23 protein-coding genes and 1 pseudogene are annotated in these 19,873 nt (G+C 50.5%); 5 read left to right on the top strand and 19 right to left on the bottom strand.

Annotated features, from left to right (window positions below):
• Window positions 1-41: 41 nt before the first annotated feature.
• The 10 genes from AC6I8D_RS20770 to AC6I8D_RS20725 all read right to left on the bottom strand — a co-directional run bounded on the left by AC6I8D_RS20770 (window position 42) and on the right by AC6I8D_RS20725 (window position 8,506).
• The gene (locus AC6I8D_RS20770) at window positions 42-845 is read right to left on the bottom strand and encodes a hypothetical protein (RefSeq protein WP_354474534.1); all 804 of its coding nucleotides are present in this window, start codon (window positions 843-845) and stop codon (window positions 42-44) included.
• 1 nt (window position 846) lies between these two features.
• A complete protein-coding gene (locus AC6I8D_RS20765; RefSeq protein ID WP_497820816.1) occupies window positions 847-1,488 on the bottom strand; it encodes a hypothetical protein in 642 nt (213 codons plus the stop codon).
• 1 nt (window position 1,489) lies between these two features.
• A complete protein-coding gene (locus AC6I8D_RS20760) occupies window positions 1,490-1,882 on the bottom strand; it encodes a hypothetical protein (protein ID WP_497820815.1) in 393 nt (130 codons plus the stop codon).
• A gap of 13 nt (window positions 1,883-1,895) precedes the next feature.
• Entirely contained in the window at window positions 1,896-2,081 is a 186-nt protein-coding gene (locus tag AC6I8D_RS20755) for a hypothetical protein (RefSeq protein WP_497820814.1), read from the bottom strand.
• A 34-nt stretch (window positions 2,082-2,115) separates the two neighbouring features.
• Window positions 2,116-2,970 (bottom strand): hypothetical protein, encoded by an 855-nt coding sequence (locus tag AC6I8D_RS20750; protein WP_497820813.1) that lies wholly within the window; start codon window positions 2,968-2,970, stop codon window positions 2,116-2,118.
• 65 nt (window positions 2,971-3,035) lie between these two features.
• Window positions 3,036-4,184, bottom strand: a complete 1,149-nt coding sequence (locus tag AC6I8D_RS20745; RefSeq protein WP_497820812.1) for a P22 coat - protein 5 family protein — start codon at window positions 4,182-4,184, stop codon at window positions 3,036-3,038.
• Between the two features lie 14 nt (window positions 4,185-4,198).
• A complete protein-coding gene (locus AC6I8D_RS20740) occupies window positions 4,199-4,951 on the bottom strand; it encodes a DUF6651 domain-containing protein (protein WP_497821056.1) in 753 nt (250 codons plus the stop codon).
• Between the two features lie 104 nt (window positions 4,952-5,055).
• A complete protein-coding gene (locus AC6I8D_RS20735; protein WP_497820811.1) occupies window positions 5,056-6,399 on the bottom strand; it encodes a DUF4055 domain-containing protein in 1,344 nt (447 codons plus the stop codon).
• A 72-nt stretch (window positions 6,400-6,471) separates the two neighbouring features.
• A complete protein-coding gene (locus tag AC6I8D_RS20730) occupies window positions 6,472-7,944 on the bottom strand; it encodes a phage terminase large subunit family protein (RefSeq protein WP_497820810.1) in 1,473 nt (490 codons plus the stop codon).
• A complete protein-coding gene (locus tag AC6I8D_RS20725) occupies window positions 7,931-8,506 on the bottom strand; it encodes a terminase small subunit (RefSeq protein WP_497820809.1) in 576 nt (191 codons plus the stop codon). The genes AC6I8D_RS20730 and AC6I8D_RS20725 overlap by 14 nt, the downstream gene beginning before the upstream one ends.
• Window positions 8,507-8,963: 457 nt before the next feature.
• On the opposite strand from AC6I8D_RS20725, the gene AC6I8D_RS20720 reads away from it, so the two are divergent.
• Entirely contained in the window at window positions 8,964-9,422 is a 459-nt protein-coding gene (locus AC6I8D_RS20720) for a hypothetical protein (RefSeq protein WP_497820808.1), read from the top strand.
• A gap of 405 nt (window positions 9,423-9,827) precedes the next feature.
• On the opposite strand, the gene AC6I8D_RS20715 is transcribed toward AC6I8D_RS20720, so the two are convergent.
• The 6 genes from AC6I8D_RS20715 to AC6I8D_RS20690 all read right to left on the bottom strand — a co-directional run bounded on the left by AC6I8D_RS20715 (window position 9,828) and on the right by AC6I8D_RS20690 (window position 12,896).
• Window positions 9,828-10,304, bottom strand: coding sequence for a lysis protein (locus AC6I8D_RS20715; protein ID WP_497820807.1), 477 nt, complete (start codon window positions 10,302-10,304; stop codon window positions 9,828-9,830).
• A complete protein-coding gene (locus AC6I8D_RS20710) occupies window positions 10,288-10,797 on the bottom strand; it encodes a lysozyme (RefSeq protein ID WP_497820806.1) in 510 nt (169 codons plus the stop codon). Before AC6I8D_RS20710 ends, AC6I8D_RS20715 begins: the two co-directional genes overlap by 17 nt.
• A 3-nt stretch (window positions 10,798-10,800) precedes the next feature.
• Window positions 10,801-11,022: a class II holin family protein gene (locus AC6I8D_RS20705; RefSeq protein ID WP_497820805.1), complete on the bottom strand. Its 222-nt coding sequence runs from the start codon at window positions 11,020-11,022 to the stop codon at window positions 10,801-10,803.
• A 219-nt stretch (window positions 11,023-11,241) separates the two neighbouring features.
• A complete protein-coding gene (locus AC6I8D_RS20700; RefSeq protein ID WP_497820804.1) occupies window positions 11,242-11,949 on the bottom strand; it encodes an antitermination protein Q in 708 nt (235 codons plus the stop codon).
• Window positions 11,950-11,996: 47 nt separating this feature from the next.
• Entirely contained in the window at window positions 11,997-12,281 is a 285-nt protein-coding gene (locus AC6I8D_RS20695; protein WP_497820803.1) for a hypothetical protein, read from the bottom strand.
• Window positions 12,282-12,299: 18 nt separating this feature from the next.
• The gene (locus AC6I8D_RS20690) at window positions 12,300-12,896 is read right to left on the bottom strand and encodes a helix-turn-helix transcriptional regulator (protein WP_497820802.1); all 597 of its coding nucleotides are present in this window, start codon (window positions 12,894-12,896) and stop codon (window positions 12,300-12,302) included.
• 493 nt (window positions 12,897-13,389) lie between these two features.
• Here AC6I8D_RS20690 and AC6I8D_RS20685 point away from each other — a divergent pair.
• The 4 genes and pseudogenes from AC6I8D_RS20685 to AC6I8D_RS20670 form a co-directional block, all read left to right on the top strand.
• Window positions 13,390-13,554, top strand: a pseudogene (locus tag AC6I8D_RS20685) (sodium-independent anion transporter); the annotation flags it as partial.
• Window positions 13,537-13,851, top strand: a complete 315-nt coding sequence (locus AC6I8D_RS20680) for a site-specific recombinase (RefSeq protein ID WP_497821055.1) — start codon at window positions 13,537-13,539, stop codon at window positions 13,849-13,851. The pseudogene AC6I8D_RS20685 and the gene AC6I8D_RS20680, both read left to right, overlap by 18 nt.
• A 619-nt stretch (window positions 13,852-14,470) precedes the next feature.
• Window positions 14,471-15,445, top strand: a complete 975-nt coding sequence (locus AC6I8D_RS20675; RefSeq protein WP_497820801.1) for an alpha/beta fold hydrolase — start codon at window positions 14,471-14,473, stop codon at window positions 15,443-15,445.
• A gap of 118 nt (window positions 15,446-15,563) precedes the next feature.
• A complete protein-coding gene (locus tag AC6I8D_RS20670) occupies window positions 15,564-16,451 on the top strand; it encodes an NAD-dependent epimerase/dehydratase family protein (protein ID WP_497821054.1) in 888 nt (295 codons plus the stop codon).
• A gap of 180 nt (window positions 16,452-16,631) precedes the next feature.
• On the opposite strand, the gene AC6I8D_RS20665 is transcribed toward AC6I8D_RS20670, so the two are convergent.
• The 3 genes from AC6I8D_RS20665 to AC6I8D_RS20655 form a co-directional block, all read right to left on the bottom strand.
• A complete protein-coding gene (locus tag AC6I8D_RS20665; protein WP_497820800.1) occupies window positions 16,632-17,414 on the bottom strand; it encodes an SDR family NAD(P)-dependent oxidoreductase in 783 nt (260 codons plus the stop codon).
• Window positions 17,415-17,892: 478 nt separating this feature from the next.
• Window positions 17,893-18,747 carry an alpha/beta fold hydrolase gene (locus tag AC6I8D_RS20660; protein ID WP_497820799.1) on the bottom strand — a complete coding sequence of 285 codons (855 nt, stop codon included), beginning with the start codon at window positions 18,745-18,747 and terminating at the stop codon, window positions 17,893-17,895.
• A 206-nt stretch (window positions 18,748-18,953) separates the two neighbouring features.
• Complete coding sequence (locus AC6I8D_RS20655) at window positions 18,954-19,697, bottom strand: SDR family oxidoreductase (RefSeq protein ID WP_497820798.1); 744 nt, start codon at window positions 19,695-19,697, stop codon at window positions 18,954-18,956.
• Window positions 19,698-19,873: the final 176 nt, after the last annotated feature.

Raw genomic sequence — 19,873 nt, 5'->3', positions numbered from 1 at the left:
AATACTCCGGATTAATGAGCTGATGCTGAAAAGAAAAGGTGTTACCGCGTGGTCTGCTGCCCGTTAAGGGTAACAACGGTTCGGGTAACTTCTGGTGCGGTCAGGGTCTGCGTTGTGGCGTAATTAACGCTGAAAATCAGGTCGCGCCGGTAAACATGCCAGTTTTCCGACCTGTCCGAATCGAACTGTCGGGCGTAAAGCAGCTGCGCGGGCGCGCCATCGTCAAGATCGATGTGACACTGCTCAGACAGAGCAACATCAATGGCACTGCCGATCCGGTTTCTGAGCACAGGTGTGGGTGCCCAGACGGTAATCTGAAAATCTTTTATCTGCCTGCGCAACTCCCTCACCGCCGTGCCTGCGGTCGTCACGAGAGCCTTAATATGCTTAACCATAAGGACACACACTTTGCTGCCCACTATGAATGACAGCGGTAACAATACAGTGAGTGAGTGAACCACCTGTGCAGCCGTGGTTCCCGCTCTGAACTGAAAGCTGAATTCCTTTTCATCAAGGCTTACCCGCACGTTAGTGAACGCCGAAGCCACACCGTAGACGCCTATCAAGCTGCCGTTTACGGTAATCTGAAGGGAGGGTCTGCCTTTCGCAATGACCCGACAGGGCCTGCCCAGCGCACTACCAATTTTACGTTCTGCCGGTAATGGCCATACAGAGATGTGAACGCCGCCCTTCCCGATATCCTGCTGTAAGTCGCCAGACACTGGCCAGCCTGGATAGATTTTCACCGCAGCATTAACGATGCCGGGTAACTGAATGCCGCCGGGATACACCACGTCAGCGACCCGCCTTGCCAGGAAATGTGAGACATCATCGACGCTGGCCATGTTATACCGTCACCTGTAAAGCAGTGAACCGCCAGCCCATGGCTGTCAGTTCGGTGCCGCTGATGACATAACGATGACCCGTATCATCCGTCACAAAGTCCCCCGTATGCACAGGCAGCTCCCTGTACGCTGGCATCAGGATGTTATGCCACGCGCTGCGCACTTCACCCGGTAACTTCAGCTGGCTGTGCTCACCGCCCCGGCTCAGAATAATACTGGCTGGCCAGCCGGACATGATGAGCGTTTCATTCGCGACGGTGGTGCCACCGTACTCCTTAAGCCCGGCACCGGAACCCGCCTGACAGGTACGGCTGATACTGACGAGCCGCTCAGATCTGACACACAGGATGGGTTGTAACAGCGGCAGCGCTGCCACGTAAAATGTACCTTCTGCTGAGACCAGAATATCGCCCACTTCAAATTCCGCCGCATCAAAGATCCCAATGCGGGCGGTCTGACCAAACCGTGCCGCCCGCATATAGCCATAATCGGTGATGAATGACGCAGTGAGCTGTTGCAGCGGTTCTCCGTTTAAAGGGCTGAATGGTGACGTCGCACGGTAATGACGGGCCATACTGCCCAGACGTTTCGCCGCCTTACCGTTACCCTGGTTCACCTTCGCGGCCAGTTGATACGCGTCCATGTCAGCACCGGGTAACGGGTGTAGTGCCATTGCCCAGCGACGGTCCCGGTGGAATACCGAGCAGTCCGCACAGCTGACGTCGCCACTGATTGTAGAGACGCGTGCGGTCTGACACTTCTGAGCGGTTTCGCTGCCAGACAGCAGCCTTATCCGTATCAAGATTGTCTGCCGCACGGGCAATACCACTTTCCAGACCTGCCAGCGTCGCCAGATAGTTCACCACAATGGCTTCCTCTTCAGCCCGGAGCGAAGCCAGCCGGTGCGCCAGCGTCTGGTACCGACCTGACGTGACCAGCGCATAAGCCGCATCACTACGGTCGTCGGGCGATGTGTCACCCAGCATGGGATAGCCCATGTAGCGACGTGCGTCGGCCTGCTGCTGCGGATTCAGCATCGTTCATCGCCTGTTAGCTTTTACCCACTACCCAGCCGCCGGAGTAGTAATTCTGCACTTCATCAGAGTTAACCTGAGCAGTGTGTGGTGCCGGGTACGTAGCTTCATCACGAACCATCATGACGCACTGAATGCTGTCATTGTCAGCCTGTGTCTGCGCTTCACGCTCAGCGCGCAGTTCTCGGGTAAGTCCTGCCATTTTTATCTCCGAAAATAAAAAAGAGCCGAAGCCCTTATTTTTTACTCATCACTTTTTCAACCGGCCATCCTCGCTCAAAAAGCTGCTTCCTGATGAGAGTGGCTGGCTTGCCAGTTATTTTTGATATATCCAGTGCAGTGACCTGCTTTCCATTAAGTTCCACCGTGCGTGGTGCTTTAGGGTTAGTCTCGCGTTTGGGCTTTTTCACATGCCCGGCCCATCTTTTCTGCTGAGCCTGAAGTATGTTTTCATGCCTGTCAGCAACCGGGGTTGTTACAGCACGCTCTTCGCTCCATCCAAAATCATCAATTCTCTCAGAAACGAGGTTATGAGCGCCGCCAAGCAGCAGCGACCACTCTGATGATGTTCTGGTGATGCCGTTGTGGGTGATAAGCCTTGTGCTGCGTCTGTTGCATGTGTTGGCTTTTCTGGTTGACCACCTGATATTTTCGGGGCAGTAATCCCCATCGTTGTCGATGCGATCAATCTCCATACCAAGCTTAAACCCGTCTGGCAGGTCGCTAATAAAATTAGCTAAGTCATGCCATCTTTCGCAGACCTTAATCCCTCTCCCGCCATAGTTCGGAAAGGAAGGTGAGGCTGGGTTCTCGCAGCGGTCAAGCATGCCCCTCCATCTGGAATAGTGTGGAGAAGTGTACATTCCATGTTTTGTGCTTACCTCTTTTTGCAGGCAACCACAAGAAAGCACGACTCCAGACTTTAACCCATCAACACGAATAGCTTTTTCCGCTCCGCAATCACACTTACAGATTGCGTAATACCGATAGCTACCTTTTACACCAACAGCAAGAACCTGCAGGCGACCAAACCGATTTCCAGCATGGCATGATTTGATATCACACGGGTGCAAACCGTACTTTCCAAGCATAGAGCCTCCCGTTTAAGAGACTTTATTTTAACCAACAACCAATTCTATAGGTATTTATTATTTAATCACCCCATTAAAATTGCCGTATGCTCCGGCTTGATGTTCTGACAGCCCCATGCCGCGGCGATTTCATAGCGCACACGGCGGTACTGTTTGTACATGGAGACCTCGAACGACATGTTGGTGCGCGGGTCGGTGATCATGATGCGGTCATCCGCCATATCACCTTCTTCAGGTAATGCAGGTGCCCGGGTAGCCAGAATGATGGCTGAGCGGCTGAAGGCAAAATTGGCAACAAATTCACTGACAACGTCGAATTTGGTTGTAGCTTTCACATCCTCCAGCAATCCCGGCTCATTAATAATGATGGCTTCCCCTGGTGTTACGTAAGCTACTACATATTTATGTTTACCCAGCAGCACAACACTCCCCGGACTGACAGAATCAGGGATATCAGGTTTTGTGTTGGTGCTTGTAGCAGCCACAGGGATGATCACGGATCCAGCCTCAAGGTCGTCACCAACAGACAGTTTTTCTGATTTTGCACCCGTGTTTTCTGCCACACCCGCCGATTCACGCAGGGTAAAGCCGTGCAGTTCCAGCAAAGTCCCCTGCGAACGGAGCGCAGTGGTACCCGCCTCATTGGCTTTGGTCAGCTGCGCCATGGTGCGTAATGCCGCACCCGCAGTGGTATCAATGACGCACTGCAGATCGCTGAGTGGCGCACCGTTGTCGGTGAGGATTTTACGCACCTGTGCCGTGTCAGTCAGGGTATCTTTGAATGGTGTCTTACCCGCTTCCCCCGCTGCGCGAGACGCACGACAGAAGAGCTGGCCCAGATCCTCTTCAATTTCATTGACCAGAGTACGCATTGCCTGGGTGACCTGGTCGCGTCGGATACCGTGATAACCCGGGCCCGATTTGATCCCCTTCTGTTGTTCGCCTTCCCAGCGGAACGGCACCATGCGGGATTTTGTGATGGCCAGCGGCACGTTGCCAATGTCCTGGTCACCGTCATCCGGTGGCAACTGGCCAGGTTTCACATCTTCAGCTTCTGAGGCAGGAGTCACAGGAATATGGATCGGCTGATTGAGTGCCGCGCGCTCTGCGGTTGCGTCGAGTGTTATGGATGGGATAAACCCGCAGAGCTCACGGGATATAATGTCCAGCGACTGATAGAGGTCGGGAATGAGTTGGGTAAGGGTATTAGCCATTCAGGGATGTCCTGTTAATCGGTAATCTGCAGACCCGCGCACGCTCTCGCACTCTGCTCCTGAGGGCTGAGGGATTCAAATTGTTCACGGGTGAGCATGTTGGGGTTGGTGTGACCATTGCCGCCGCCGGAACCGCCGCCTGATGCACCGGTGCCTTTGAGGATCTGATCTTTATACGGGTAGTGTTCAACGAGAATACTCAGCGCTTCATCAAAGCCGGCTGCTTCGCCGGGTTTGATCGCACTGAATATTTTGTTTCCTTCGCGGTCAAATGCCGTGACGGCATCATCCACTACCTGAAAATTGCTGCCGAAGCGGGCTTCCACCAGGTCAGCCGGAATACTCATCTTCTCGGCGATAAATTTCGACCGGGCAAAACTGCCGCCAATTTTCTCCGCCGTGAGTTTCTGGCTCAGATCGTCGCGCTCTTTAACGATCGGCGCGTACTTCTCTTCCAGTGCCCGGAGGGCTTCGGTGCGGACCTTTTCAACCTCGCCCGCATCTACCAACGTTTTGTCCTCCAAATTTTTCACGGTATCCAGCGCGACCAGAGCAGCGGCCGGATCGTCGATGCCTTCAAAGGTCTTCAACAGGATTTCCGCGGCTTCGGCACGTTCACGATGTGACTTCGCCTCACCGTTCAGACGCGAAATGGTCTGCAGCGTACCGGGCGCATCAAACATCACCTCTTTTCCGTCATCCTGCACGTACACAGGCTTGCCATCGTTTACGACAACATGGCCGTTCTCATCGAGTTTAAGTTTCATTAAGGTTATCCAACCAGACAGGAGCCATCCGGCTCGTGGCGCCGCGCTGCATCCACAGCGGCCGGCAATAAAAAGGCCCATGCAAATGCATGAGCCTGGAGGGGTTAAGCCGGAGCGGTTGTTACCGGTTTATCTGACGAGGGTAGCGGCATGGCACGGATACGCCCCTGCTCGTCTGCCCAGCGGAGTTCACTGTTAATCAGGCCCCGGCGCTGGATTTCGTTGAAGAGCGTCTCGTCTGAAAGCGCACGCGTCCGATACATGCTCACAAGGAAGTCTGCCGATGCTTCGGCAAGCGTGGTGGCACCAAAGTCACTGAAGATGGTGACGTGTCCACCGTCTTTCTCACCGGTCCATTCCGCCAGATACTGCATCGCCAGCCGGGCTGCATCGGTGAGGTCACACACCATGCGCTGCAGGGCGCTGGTCCCCGCCTCATTATCTGCCAGCGTCTGCACGACGGTGCGATGGCCGGGTTTGATCACCAGCAGCTCGGCGCCTATCTGCCGCATCTTCTCCTCAAGGTCGATAATGTCAGTGCGCCCGGCCTCGATGGCTTTACCGCTGTGCTCGACATAGCGCAAATCCGCCTCATTTTCTTCCGACATGATGGCCGACGCAGCTCCCACCGAGATGGGCCCGTCACCCAGTTTTTTACCGAACAGTACCGGCACGCGGGCAACATGCAGAATAGTCTGCTGGTCGCTGCGTGACTGCCAGTGTTCGACGTTAAGCCAGGCCAGCTCCGCAAGCGGTGGTCTGCCGTTCATGAAGCCGCGCCTGTCGCCATAAACCGGGACAAAAGTAATTCTATTCAGGCTGGTGGTGCCTTCGTCGTGCAGCTGCCACTCAAGCGCGCCGGATGTGGTATCAGGTTTCTCGCGATAGATGCGCCATCGGCCCGGATTCAGCACCCTGACCTGCTCAATTTCTCGTACAGTGAATTCATTCTCCGGATCACGTTCACTCACCACTTCGACAAAGCGCAACATGGTGAACGTCTCCTGACCGTTAACGCGTTCTGAATCGTAGTCCAGCAGGCTATTCGCGGTCACTTTGACGAAGTATGGCCGCAGCCCCCGTTTCCGTTCTTCGGCCAGGGAAAGCGGCTTATCGGCTCGCGGGTGTTCAACCAGAATACCGCAGAGACCGTATGCCATCGCCTCTTCAAAGATATCAGCCAGAAAGGAATGGAGATTAGTGCCCTGCAGGTCCACATCCGTCAGCATCTCGCTTATCCGGGCAGGCACGACTTTCTCATCCCACGTCACCGGCCGGGAGAACGGCTTACCGCTCAGGACTTCGACCGTACGGGAGAACGCCGGAAACAGCGTGGCCACTGCCAGCCGGTTCTGATAGAACGCATCCTCTTCGTTGGGCCATTTGGGCAGCCAGGTCTTTCCCGCAAGGCGCATGGCCGCCGTACCGTCCAGCAGTGCAGTAATCATCGGCCAGCAGCCGGCCAATGACTCAATTTTGGGCGATCTCTTCCGGACGTCGTTGCTCATGATAATGTTCTGTCAGGCAGAAAATGGACGGACAGTGGTGCCTTTCGGCTGGAAAAGTTCTGTGATTGCCCAGACCAGCGCGTCCAGGCGGTCCGGCGATTTCTTAGCTGTCGCGGGCACGTATTCCAGCAGCTGATTCTCCAGCTGATAGAGATTGCCACGGTGCGCCACCCGCCCCTGCTCGTAGAGCGCTGAGATGGGTTCTGCCCGGGCAAACTTGCCCCTGTTGGCATGAACGCGAATGATGCGCCCACGGAAGCCCGCATTGCGCAGTGTGTCTTCTGCCATATCTCCGCCCTGGTTGGTTTCAATAACGATGGCTTCAGCGTGGTGTTCTTCACCGGCCCGGATGGCACGCTTTGCCCAGCCATTCGGTGAGTATTTACCGGAGTAATCCGCGTCAGCGGAGAAGAGACGATCGTTACCGCGTCCGTATGAACTGGCCACAATTATTCCGGTTTCGTCACTCTCTTCGCTGTTGGTGGCCTGAGGATCGATGGCGACCACCGTACGTGACGGCTGCAGAGTGATATCCAGTGCTCGCGCTCCGGACAACATTGCCTCTGTCCAGAGCGCGCCTTCAGCATTGAAACGGCGCGGACGCTGCATGTACTGCGCTTCAGCGGTGCGCCGGTGTGAAAACAGCTGCACCCGATGCGATTCATTATGCTTGAACGGCCAGAGCCAGCCATCTGGCAACCCGTGTTCAATAGGTATCGCGTGTGAGTTTTCAGCATACTGCAACGCGTAAGACTGGTTGCGGTCAATCAGTACAGGCAGATTCAGGTGATGCCACATCTCGCCACTACCGCCCCGCAGCAGATAACCACTGAGGTCGTGGTAATGGATACGCTGCATGATGATCACGACAGGCGTGGTCTCGATCGCCAGTCGGGAACGGATGGTTTCGTTAAAGCGGGTGTTTACCCCGTTACGCACCGGCTCACTGTAGGCATCGTCAGGCTTTACCGGGTCGTCAATTATAAGACTCCCCTGCCAGCCCGGCTCCATATGCCCGGCACGAAAGCCGGTAACCTGTCCCGCAGCAGACGAGGCATATACCCCACCGCCGTATTCGGTCCACCACATGCCTTTACTGTCTGCATCATCGCGCAGCGTCATGGGCCACATCGCCTGAAAGGCCGCAGACTTAACAATGCTGCGCGTGGTCGAGGAGTTCAGTAACGCCAGATTGTGGGAATAAGACAGGTGCATGAATCGGGCGCGGCGGTTCAGCGCCAGCCCGCGGCCCATCAAGTTGATGGTCGCCAGTTCAGTTTTGGTGTATCCCGGCGGGACGTTGATGATGAGTCGCCGAATGTCACCATTAATCACCCTGTCCAGTGCCTGCTGGATCACCTGATGATGTGGCGCGACGATCATTCTGCTGCCGGTGCGCTGCTTAAAGAAGTAGCGGGCAAAGTAGAGCCCGTCCTCTTCACACTCTATACGGCGTGCAGCAGTCCTGAAGTCAGCAGTCGTCATTCTCCAGCATTTCCCGGCGCGCCTGCCGGTATTCCTCGCGTGAAAGCAGCGCAACCTCAAGTGGGCCACCATCTTTGCCTGTCAGAGATGTCGTGGCCTGCTCGCGGAACGCCTGCACTGCAATGTGTTTACCGAGCAGCTCAAGGTTTTTGACCTTGTCCGGCCATTTGATCTTTTTCAGGATGCCGACCATTTTGTGCTCTTCGCTTCGACCTTCAAACATCTCGGCCAGATCGAATCCACTCAGGTATCGGCGCCACGATGCGGGCCATTGCGACACGGGTTTAATGCTCATGTCATCTGTCATGATGTCGAGAACGTCCATCAGGTCAATCTCGACGAGGCGGAGCAGAACATAATCGGCATCCACCCGAACGCGATCATTACGCTCAGCTTTCAGCTCAGCAATACGGTTCAAAATGTCATCATTTGTCATCAGGCGGCAAGCCTGGTTACGGGCTGACTTTTTGCTGAACCCTGCCCGAATAACCGCCTGTGTGGCGTTGAGGTCTTTGATGAACTCACGAGCAAACAGCTCTTGTTTGTTGGTGAGCTTTGTCATATTCAATCCAATAAAAAAGCTCGCCGAAGCGAGCCCTGGATAAAAATTAAAGATATGTTTTACACTTTGCGCTGAGACTTTTTCTTTCTCTTAAACACATCGTCTGCAACCAAGGAGCAGGTTAAACACAATAACTTCGACAATTATAACCCAAAGATTCCCGATAGAAGGCCCACCGTAAGCAATTCGGTGTAAGCTTGGCTTGATTGCTTCCAGATCATTTTCTATACGCATTTCTATTTCTTTCTTCAAAAGCGAACAACGTTCGCAACGGCAAACTAGCCAAATGTGAACACCCTAACTGTGATGGAGCAGCCTTGATTTAATGTCTTGATGCATTAAGCCTTAACGCGACTCCGGCAACGTTCAACAGGGTGACTATCGTTCTCTTTTCGGATTTTTATCTGTCTCTAAAATTGACATAATAATGACAACAAAAACCGAATGTATCTGAAAAATGAAGAAAATTTACCTAAGCCTGCTGCTCCTCATTAGTTACCATTCTCAAGCAGATGATAGTGCTCTCGATTTACCTGTCATTGCACCACTCAGTGCTTCAGACCACATGTCGTACCCGGACACAAGCGAGCTCTACCGGGCATGTTCAAATGGAGCTGAATCCGTTGAGTCAAAGCAAAGCAGAGCTGACTGGGCATTCTGTTCTGGCTTCATTAGGGCAGCCGCACAAGCGACATCCAAAAATGAGGCTAGCACATGCCCATCATTGTCATTGCGCAAAATTTTAAAAGTTATAGATAAACAAAATCACGATTACGAAACAATCCATTCCGACCCGCTATACGACAATAAAGGAAACCTTGTAGGAACAACACTCCATCCGGATTTCGTTGATCCATGGAAATTCCCTGCATTTCCTGTAGTTGTCAAAACATTAAAGGAATTAGGCTGCAAATGATATTCCATCATCAGGCGCACTCGCAAATGCGCCTTGTGATGATCAAAGCAGGATTTATCGATAACCACATTTAGAACATACTGCGCCAAAATCTTGATAGTGCTCAATTGAACCGCACCCACCGCAGGTATGCACCTTGCGATCACAAGAGACACACCTGAAATTCTCCCACTTTCCGCTGCCAATTTCTCCAGCCACAGTAGCGACCATACCAACTTTTGATTTTGTGATGAACGCTCCAATACCTGAGAAGAGTGACTTTGTTAACTCACCAAATGATTCTTCTCTGAAGTTTGATTCACGACTGCAATAAGGGCACTGACCTCGCATAACTACCTCTCCATGTAATTAAAATTTCATAGATTGGTATCGGTAGAGGGCTTTGTGACTTTAATAATTTTTTCCTTACTTGCACTGCTCTCTGATGTACTGCTGCAGTCCGGCTATCTGTTTTATGGCGATTTCGATTCGGTTTCTGAGGGTGAAATAATCCCGTTGAGCGGCGTCATCAAGTCGGGCGCTGGCTGCATTATCCATGCTGGGGGAGCCGGAGGTTTTACCGGGTGGCATGGCGGGACAGCTTGCGTGCAGCAGCAACCGCTTATGGCCATCAGCAACATCACGCTGCAGCTTATCGATAGCGGCCTGAGCATCGGCTAATTCCTTTGTGTATTTCGCATCGAGCACAGCCACATCGCGCTGACGGACCTGCATATCAGCGATGCTGGCGTTCGCCAGTCTGAGGCTACTGCTTACCTTATCCAGTTGGGTTTTGTACTCGACCGCATTGGCTCGGTAGTAAAGGACAAATGATGCAGCGGATGAAACAGTCACCAAAGCCATCGGCACAAGGATCAGGTACAGCTTAAACTTTAAGGTCATCACTTCCCTCCGCCAGGCAAAGTGCACGCTCAATATCCCGGCGGTTCATCAGCCCTTTCCACTTCCTGCCGCCGGCAAAGACCCAGCGGCGGAGCTCGTCGCATGCTCCCGGCTGGTCACCGGCATTGAGCTTTTTGAGCAGCGTCGATTCTGAGAAGGCGGGAATGCCAATGTTAAATGCAAAGCTGTATAGCGCAGCCCGCTGGTACTCACTGAGGGGGACCTTTACCAGGCTATCAACTTTTACCTGAACAGGTTGCAGGTCAGCGCGCAGCAGACTGTCGCATTCCCGATCGCTATAGGTTTTGCTTCTGACAATATCTGCGCCGGTGTGACCATCACACACCGTGAGTACGCCGGCGACATCCCGATAGGGAATGTAGCGGCGCCCTTCAACGCCATCCGGACCGCCCAGCAGCGTGATTGCCAGAGTCAGGGCACCCGCACCGGCTACAGCCAGAAGTCTGTTACGCAGCGCGGTAGAAATGACCATGATTCAGTGCGGTTCTTCCTGGCAGGTACAGCGCAGAGCCCTGATTTCTGCCAGTGTCGCCTTGCGCCGGTAATACCAGTTAATGATGCAGGTGACGGTCGCAAGACTGATGCCGGCCAGAACACCCACGGCACTCCACTCTTCCGGACTGAAAAATGTCAGGACACCATGGATAACTTCGCCCGCGGATACGCCATAAGCCACACCGGTTGTGAGTTTGCTCATCAGGTCCTGCCGCGCAGTGTTTTGAGATGTGAAGCCGGAGAGGGGAAATGGGAATGATCAACTGACGGCACATCCAGCCATAAAAAAAAGCCCTGACAAAGATGCCAGGGCTTCATAAAACTTTTTCGGGGGTCATTAACCCATCGTTAGAGCTAATCTAACACAAAAAATGGAAAAGTAAATAGCAAGCGATAAGATAACAGACCTGTAAATAGCGTGCTATTGGGTGATGTATCTAAGCTGTTTCTCAGCCCATGCCTCTTCTTTGTGCAGCTCTGTAATCAGGAACTCTGGCAGTTGCTTTACACTTTTGTTCCACGTATCCAGCGAGATAGCCTGAGTCACCTGACACACGGCCCTGAACACGACAGCCGAAGGGAGCCGCTCAAAGCCCCGTCCGGCACACCGCTTACAGGACTGATAAACCGGTATACCCTGAAACCGGGTTTTGCTCCGGTTAACTGACTGCCCGCGGCCTTTACAGTCTTTACACGCTGCACGAACAATACCTTTTCCTTCACATTTGCTGCAGCGCTTTCCTTTACGCAGTCCGGTGCAGTTGCAGGCATGACAGGGTAATTCAGTATCCGGGCTGCGTGAGTAATCAAGAAATGCATAGGTGGCGATGATAAAGATGACGGCCATGCGTTCTTCCTTATCCAGTTTTAACAGGGCCGGATAACGCACAGACTCCTTCAGGCCAATCATCGCGAGCAATTGTATGGCGCGGTGACTGTCGTAGCGACTGAGGTTCATTTTGCCAGAGAAGGCAGCATAACCGAGGGGGGCACGTTTCTGCATCATACCCAGAGCAGTCATCACATCGCTGCCGGTCATGGCCTCAGGCGACAGTGATGAAAGGCGAACAACGGGCGTAGCGGAGCGCGGGCAATGATATTTAACAACGTTTTCAAGCTTCATCTTCATGTCTCTGTGCCGGTAAAAACTTACCGGCACTATGAGTCGGTCCGGATTCATTTTTCTGAATGACGGCTGGCACGTTCCGACGAGTGAAAAATGAATTTCTGAACAAATTTTTCTTTGGGCAACTCATGCCTGCCCTTCTCTGTTACCCGACACCACAGTTCAATGAGAGCTTCCCCGGTATGGTGACGGGGGCTTGCCCCTTTCTTCCACCCGATGAGCGTTGAGGCAACCACGTCCAGTTCGTTCGCGATGTCCTGCAGCGAGTAACCGGAACGGCTCATGTCTGTGAGTATCCTGAACCAGTCGATTTTATGAATATTGATGACGGGCACGTTACTTCCCCCCGATGATCAAAGCCTGAGTAAATCTTTGAGATTTCTGACACCGAGTTTGTTCGCGCAGTTTTTCCGGTGCTGATAAAGCGTCCTGATCTCAATGCCCAGCTTTGATGAGTGACATTCGGCATTAACACCGTTGAGAAAGCCATCAATAACGGCGAGCTCACGCATCGATATTTTACAGGTTTCAGCCAGTGCGCGCTTCCTGTTCAGATAATGCTCAAGCAGGAATGAGATGTAAGCGACCGGCATGGATATGTCCAGTACATATTCCATGTCACAGACACGGTTTAGCAGGTTCTTTTTTCGCTTACTGAGTAGCTTAGGATTGTCAGTAAATACCAGAACATTGCCCTCTGTTTTCCGCAATAACGTTAAAAACGTGCTGAACCAGCAAGGGAAAAATTCGTAATATCCCAGGCACAGGATAGCAAGATGAAAACTACCATAATTCCTGCTTGCTAAGTTTAAGCGGAATTGTCTTACGTCATTATAATAAAGAACGGATAAGTGCTTTCTCATACATTCAGTTTCAATCAGCCTGAAAAGGCCATAATGGAAAATGTTATCGCCCCCAATTACAACCACACAGCGTTCGTTGCTTTTCATATCCTGCCTTCCATCTCAGAAACTCAAGTCAAAAATCAAACCAGCCCATAAACAAACGAATGTTATTACTACTCAAATCCCTGAAAATATTCAATGCAATCGTTTGCCCGGAAAAATATGTAACCCAGAAAATATCTTCTTAGTGATTGAATTGTATGATTAATCATTTAAGTGAAATCTGAATTAAGAGAAACTTTCAGAATCCTAGTAGTCATAATTCCTAATAACAAAGAAGGAAAAAGATCTTTCAGAATAAATACAGGCATCTGTCATTAGTGCCGCCCAGTGACTACACCTCATCCGCTGTAAAAAAGGAAAATAATTTGCATCTTGATAAATAGTAAAATGTGAGAATTAAATGCTAATATATTCATAATTCTGCATGCGTTATCAGTTTAAAAACCCAGGCTTTGGGCAAACCAGCTATCAGACAGTCTGAGTCTGGTAGTTCTTCAATCCGGAGCCTGATCTGCGTACTCCTTCTCATTTATGGATACCGGTGGCATCGCTGTTCGCGGTGACTATTAAGATTCTCAGCGGTACATTATTCTGGCGCCCGGTTGCAAACCTGCACCCTCATCCTGTTTCAAACAGCGCTGTAATGCTGTCGACCGTCGAGGTGGGGATTGCAACCCACAATCTGGCGTTTGGCGTGCTGATTAACCATGACTCGGCAGCAGCCAGCCTCACGGGGCCTGCGACATATTATGATTTGGGCGACTCTTTCTGTACTAATCCCTTCTGGAGCAGCTGCACGCACAGAATGGCATGTATAGGTTGTGATTTTAACCTGCTGAAAGACAGCGCGCGCGGGCTGATACTGGAGAGTAAAGCATCTATCAGGCGTTATCTTGAAGAAGTCCCGCTCACACCTGATGAGAAAGCCGTTATAGAACAGGATGAAAAAAAAGTTGAACAGGCGCTGAAAAAGCTGAGTGTAAGGTTTGACGAATGATTCAGGCTGCATTGCGCAGAAAGCGGGCATGACAATTCATCAGAGTTTATCAACCAATGGAGAGCGCACCACTACCTTTTAAGTTATGACCAAAAGGGGCATGACTTTGAGGTATAAACTTAAAGGTGATATGGATGATTTCAGGTTAAGACATTAGGGGATACTCAAATGGCGTATAACAAATACGGGGTGTATAAAATACTTAACTTTTTCATTTGATTATGTTCAACCCTTCACCAAAATCATTTTCTTTTCAATGTATGGTTCCAGGTCAGTTAAACAGCCCCTTTGTTTATCTGTTCTTATTTTTCTTTGAGGAAAGTTTATATGAGCTAAAACTCATACATACGACAAGACTGCATCAGCAGCAACCCACTATGCCCGAGCTTTCGTAATATTATCTGCTCAAGCAACCTGATTGATTACCCCCTTTTCCTGGCCCTTAAATTTCATTCAACCGACATTCCTGTCGGGAGGCGCAGGCATCTCAGTATAGTGCCTGAAGAATTGACCGTAACGGCCGGGTTGAATTATTTGCAACGAAGCGTTGATGTCAGGTTAATGACCACGTTCATACCGCTTCTACAGTTAGAGGAGCGCTCTTTTCCGGGTAAATAAAATGGAAAAGCAGCACCAACCGGTTCAACAGAATTCAAACTGCAGAGGTTGTATGCCTGAGATTTATGATCATAACGGGGACGCCGTTACCCATCACCGTGCCCGGGTAAATGGTATTCGTATGCATTACGTGACGGCAGGCCAGGGAGAACCGCTTCTTCTCTTACACGGAACGCCTAAAACTCATTATTACTGGTACAGGCTGATCCCATTACTGTCGGCGCATTTTTTCATAGTTGCTCCCGACCTGCGTGGGTTCGGCGACACCGATAAGCCTGACGCAGAAGAGGGTTATGACTCTCTGACTAATGCCCGCGATCTTGATGATCTGATGCACACGCTCGGTCATGACCGTTACTTTATCCATGGTGAAGACCGCGGTGCAGAATACGGTTATGTCATGTCTGCGGTTTATCGCGATAAGGTCCGGGCGCTTTCGTTCTGCGAAATGCTTTTATCCGGCGATTTACTTGAAGAGCATTCAGCTTTCACACGCCAGAATATTTCACGCCGGTTTAACCAGGACGGCGTCTGGCTATGGCACATCCCCTTTCTCTGGCTGCCCGATATACCTGAGATGCTGATAACCGGTAAAGAACGGGAGTACTGGGGGCACTTTATGAAGCAGGAGACATGGAATCCTGCAGCTTTTGAAGCCGAAGCGGTGGATGAATGGATCACCTGTCTGGAAGCGCCTGGCGGCCTGAAGGGCGTACTGAATTCATACCGGGCAACAATAAAAAATGGAGAGATTAATAACCGGCTTCGGGGTGAAAAGCTCTCTGTGCCGGTAATGGCGATCGGTGCAAAGGAGTTTATGGGCGAGCATGTTTCGCGTCAGATTGAGCCCTGTGTGATCGGCCCCGTGCGGTCGGTTGTTTTTGCACAATGTGGTCACAGTCTGGCACTTGAAGCGCCGGAAAAGCTGGCTGAAGAGCTTAAACAGTTTTTCCTGAATAACACATCAATATCGTAATATCCAGGCTGACAGAGTGTTGAGTAAAACTCAACGCTCTATACATCCTCCTTCAAAGAAAACCCTTCATTTGTTGCCATGCTTAATGACGTGTTTAAAAGAAGAAAGGGAAAATATGATGTCTGATAAGAAAAAACGTGTAGCTATCACCGGGGCTTGTGGAAAAATTGGGCAGGTCACTGTTAAACGTTTAAAGGATGCCGGTTATGATATTTTTCTCATTGATCGGGTGAAAAATGATGAATTCAGCGATCCTACCATGATTGCTGATTTGCAGGATTTTGGTGCCACGCTTGATGCGCTTTCATCTGCAGGTGAAGATGTTTATGCCACCGCCGAGCCCCAGGCTTTCGATGCTGTTGTACATCTGGCCAGTCTCCCGCATCCACGCATGATCCCGGACTCAGCAGAGTTCCAGAATAACATGGTGGCCACATTTAACGTATTTGAAGCCTCACGTCGTCTGGGCATTAAAAATATCGTGTGGGCAGCCAGTGAAGTAGCCACCGGTGTACCCTATGATCAGTGGGAGGCACCTTATGTGCCAGTCGATGAATCTTATCCGCATCGTGCTTTGAGCATTTATGCGCTGACCAAGGTTCTGGGTGAAGAAATGGCCCGTCAGTTCTGCCTGAATAATCCGGATATGCGCATTACCTGTCTGCGTTTATCGAACGTTATGAATCCGGAAGAATATGCAAAATTTGACGCCTGGCAGGATGATCCCACACAACGCCTCTGGAACATGTGGACCTATGTCGATGTTCGCGATGTTGCGCAGTCTGTCGAACTTGCACTTGAGTACGATGTGCGTGGAAAAGATGAGTTTTTCATCACCAGTGATGTCACCTGTATGCACACACCGACTCAGGAATTACTGGAAAAATACTATCCTTGCACTGAACGTCGAAAAGAGTTCAAAGGCAATGAATCAGTGCTTTCCAGTGAAAAAGCCATGCGCGTCTTAGGCTATAAACCTCAACATCGCTGGACTGATGGTGCCTGAAACCAGGCTGAGGTGGTTTTAATCCGGTAATAAACTGCCAGCCTGAACTTTATTCGATGAATAATAAGAAGCAGGCTGGCATCACGTAAAGCAGAACGGTTGCAGTCCTGTGGCTTACGACATTTATGCCTTCAAAAACGAAATGCTGAAGCCAGTCTGCACCATATGACATTCACGGTACTAATTTTTTGGCCGCGCCATAACTGCATGACGTCGTGCTTTTTCTTCTTCAGAAAGGCGAAGATGCTCAAGGGCCGCCTCCTGAGTGGCTTCATCCCCACCGACCACACTTGCCTCACCTCGTTTCATTCCCTCATAGCCCTGCCGCGCGACCATTACCGGATCGTTTTTCCAGCTGTTGTCTCCAAATCCGGTATTACCCATACCGGCGCTGGCATGAAATCCGGTTGCGGTTGCTCCGGGATGAAGGAGAGTTACCTGCACACCGGTGCCCGAAAGTTCTTCACGTAGGCCGTAGCCAAAGGATGACAGGAATGCCTTTGAAGGACCATAAACACCCTCATACGGAGTTGGGGTCGTTGCTGAAAGCGAACTGACCAGCAGAATCTTTCCACCACCCTTAGCGATCATACCAGGAATCAAAGCATGCGCAATTCGCACTGGCGAGATAACATTTAGCGCAATAAGTTGCAGGTGTCGCTCAAGAGAAATGTCGATGAAAGCCCCACCGGTAGCAATGCCGGCATTAAGCACTACGACGTCCGGTGCCTGAGTCCTGGAGTACAGCACATCCAGGACAGTTTTGTTTCCCTCCTCTGTTGAAAGATCGGATTGCACAGGAAAAACTTCAGCTCCAGACTGTCTTAACTCGTCTGCTGCATCAAACACCCGCTTTCCATGCCCTGTAATGACAAGATCATAACCATCTGCCGCCAAAAGACGCGCTATTTCAAGACCGATTCCGGCAGATCCACCTGTGACAAGTGCAAGTGGTTTTTTCATCTTAACCCTCCGGCTAAACGTTTATATCAGAGATGAGCGTACCTGACGCTCACTGGGTGAAAGCCCTGTGCCAGCATGCGCAGGGCGAGAGAGCATGACCGACGCCCTAAAAAGAATTAAAAAGTGTCTCATTTTTCACATCAGATCCTGCTCAGGACGCCACACTGTCAGTTGCAACCAGGTCGTAATTACCTTGCGTACTCCCTTTAAACAACTAATGCGTCACGGGGAAAGGAGAGTGATAAATCTTTCAGGTTATGTGTCCGGACACCATGAACTCTGATGTTTTGACGATTTTCATCATTTCAGGATCAGAAAGATGATGATGTTTTATGTTTGTCATGCTTTTTTCAGATATAGCGAAAATATAAACTGCTCTTTCTGGTCGATTGAAGAAAATTTTCCTGCCTCAGGCCTGGTGATTTAAACGCATTCAGGAAGGGCCTGAAAACAGGTTGCCCGGAGGCAGTGAATGCCCTTATGCTTTTAAAAACATCAACATATGAGCAACCAGTTCTTCAGGATTTTCTTCAGGGATCCAGTGTCCACTACGTCCGATAACGACATGCTCCCAGCGTTCAGCAACTTCTGCCATCATGCCCGACATTATTTTAGTAAAGTGGCTTCCCTCACCCGTCGCTGCCAGTACCGGCATCTTAAGCTGACCTTTACTGATAAAATCTTTATTGTCTTCGGCATCTCTGGCAAAGGCGCGGTATAGCTCAAAACCTGCACGCATGGCACTTGGCTGGCTGAAGGCCCGGACATAGTGTTCAAATGCTGCAGGATCTATTGCCTGATAATCCCAGGCCAGATCGTGAAAGAAACGCTCAAGGTAAAAGGCCTCATTTCCCCGCGTCAGAGCTTCCGGAACGTCTCTTGCCTGATGAAAATGGAAGTGCCAGCAGCGGGAATCATCTGCATTGACTGCGTCAAAGCCACGTGTGCCGGGAAGAGGGGCTTCCATAAGTACAAGTTTCTTTACTCGTTCAGGAAAAAAAGCGCCCATGGCGAAAGCCACCATCATGCCAATATCGTGACCTGCGACATGCACGGGGCCGGTTACCCCCTGCTCGTTCAGTATACTGACCATGTCTGATGCCAGCGTTTTCTTGTCATAGCCGTCAACGGGGCGTGAAGATCTGCCAGCTCCCCGCATATCCGGAATGATCAATTTGAATCCTGCATCTGTAAGGGGTTTTATCAGATGGCGCCATGCCAGTGAGGTCTGGGGATAGCCGTGGATAAGCAGCAATACCTTATCCCCATTCCCTTCAGTTGAATAACCAATTTTTACCTTTTGCTCTGTCTCCAGCGAAAAAACTTCAGACATTATGCGATCTCCATAAATTAAAAAGTGGGGTTCCGGGGAAATTTACAGGCTGTGAAATCCTGAGGAGTGAATTTAAATGGCGGACTTACTGAACCTCCGGAGAAAAATAATGAAAGGTAGTTTTCTCTCCGGAAACAGAATTATCCCGAGCACATAGCTTGTGCATTCGACTCTGTAATAATCTCGGCAGCTTATTAAATAAAGGATCACCAGTCCTGGCGTGTCGGATGTATGACTATATCGTTGATAGTGAGATCTTCTGGTTTATCGAGCGCATAGGCGACGGCATCCGCAACCTGCTCAGGAGTAATGGCGATTTCATTAAGTTTTTTGGCGGCGTCTTTACCTTTACTATTATTAACTTTGTCGGCCCAGCCCGTGTCGATCACACCCGGGCTGATCATGGAAACCTGAATGCCATTACTCACTCCAACTTCTTTTCTCAGGCTTTCGGTTACACCGCGAATGAAAAACTTTGTTGCGCTGTATACACCACTGGAAGCCCCGGTATGCAGTCCTGCGACAGAGCTCATGTTCAGAATATGTCCGCGCTTTTGTTCAAGGAATACCGGCAGTGTGGCGGCGATAGCATTAAGATAACCATGAATATTGGTATCTATCATCTTGTTCCAGTCATCTACGGCTGTGTCTGCCCAGTCAGAAAATAACATCAGGCCGGCATTATTAATAAGATGATCGACTCGCCCGTATTTTTCTTTAACGCTGCTGATAAGCTGACGAACATCGTCTGTATCCGTTACATCAGTTACCCGATATTCTGCATTACCGCCCTCTGCATTAATCTCATCAGATATTTTTTTTAGTTTATCTTCGCTGCGGGCAGCCAGGATGATACGGGTACCTGACTGCGCAATCCTGCGGGCGGTTGCTGCACCAATACCCGAAGATGCTCCGGTAATCACTGTGACAGTATCTTTACTTAACGACATATTAAAACACTCCTGGGCTTGAATTTAATAAACGCTGGAAAATAAATGCGTATATCTATTTTTTTCATATGGATAAAAACAGAGTGAAGATAACGAATTAAGATTAGACGAATAAATGGTATTAACATTTCATTTAATTCAACATTGCATTGAAACTGACTCATCCTTATCTAACT

This window comes from Pantoea sp. X-Soil-MYKO-1785, assembly GCF_059730675.1.
Note: the sequence above shows the minus strand (reverse complement) of the source record. Positions and strands in the feature narration are given on the sequence as shown.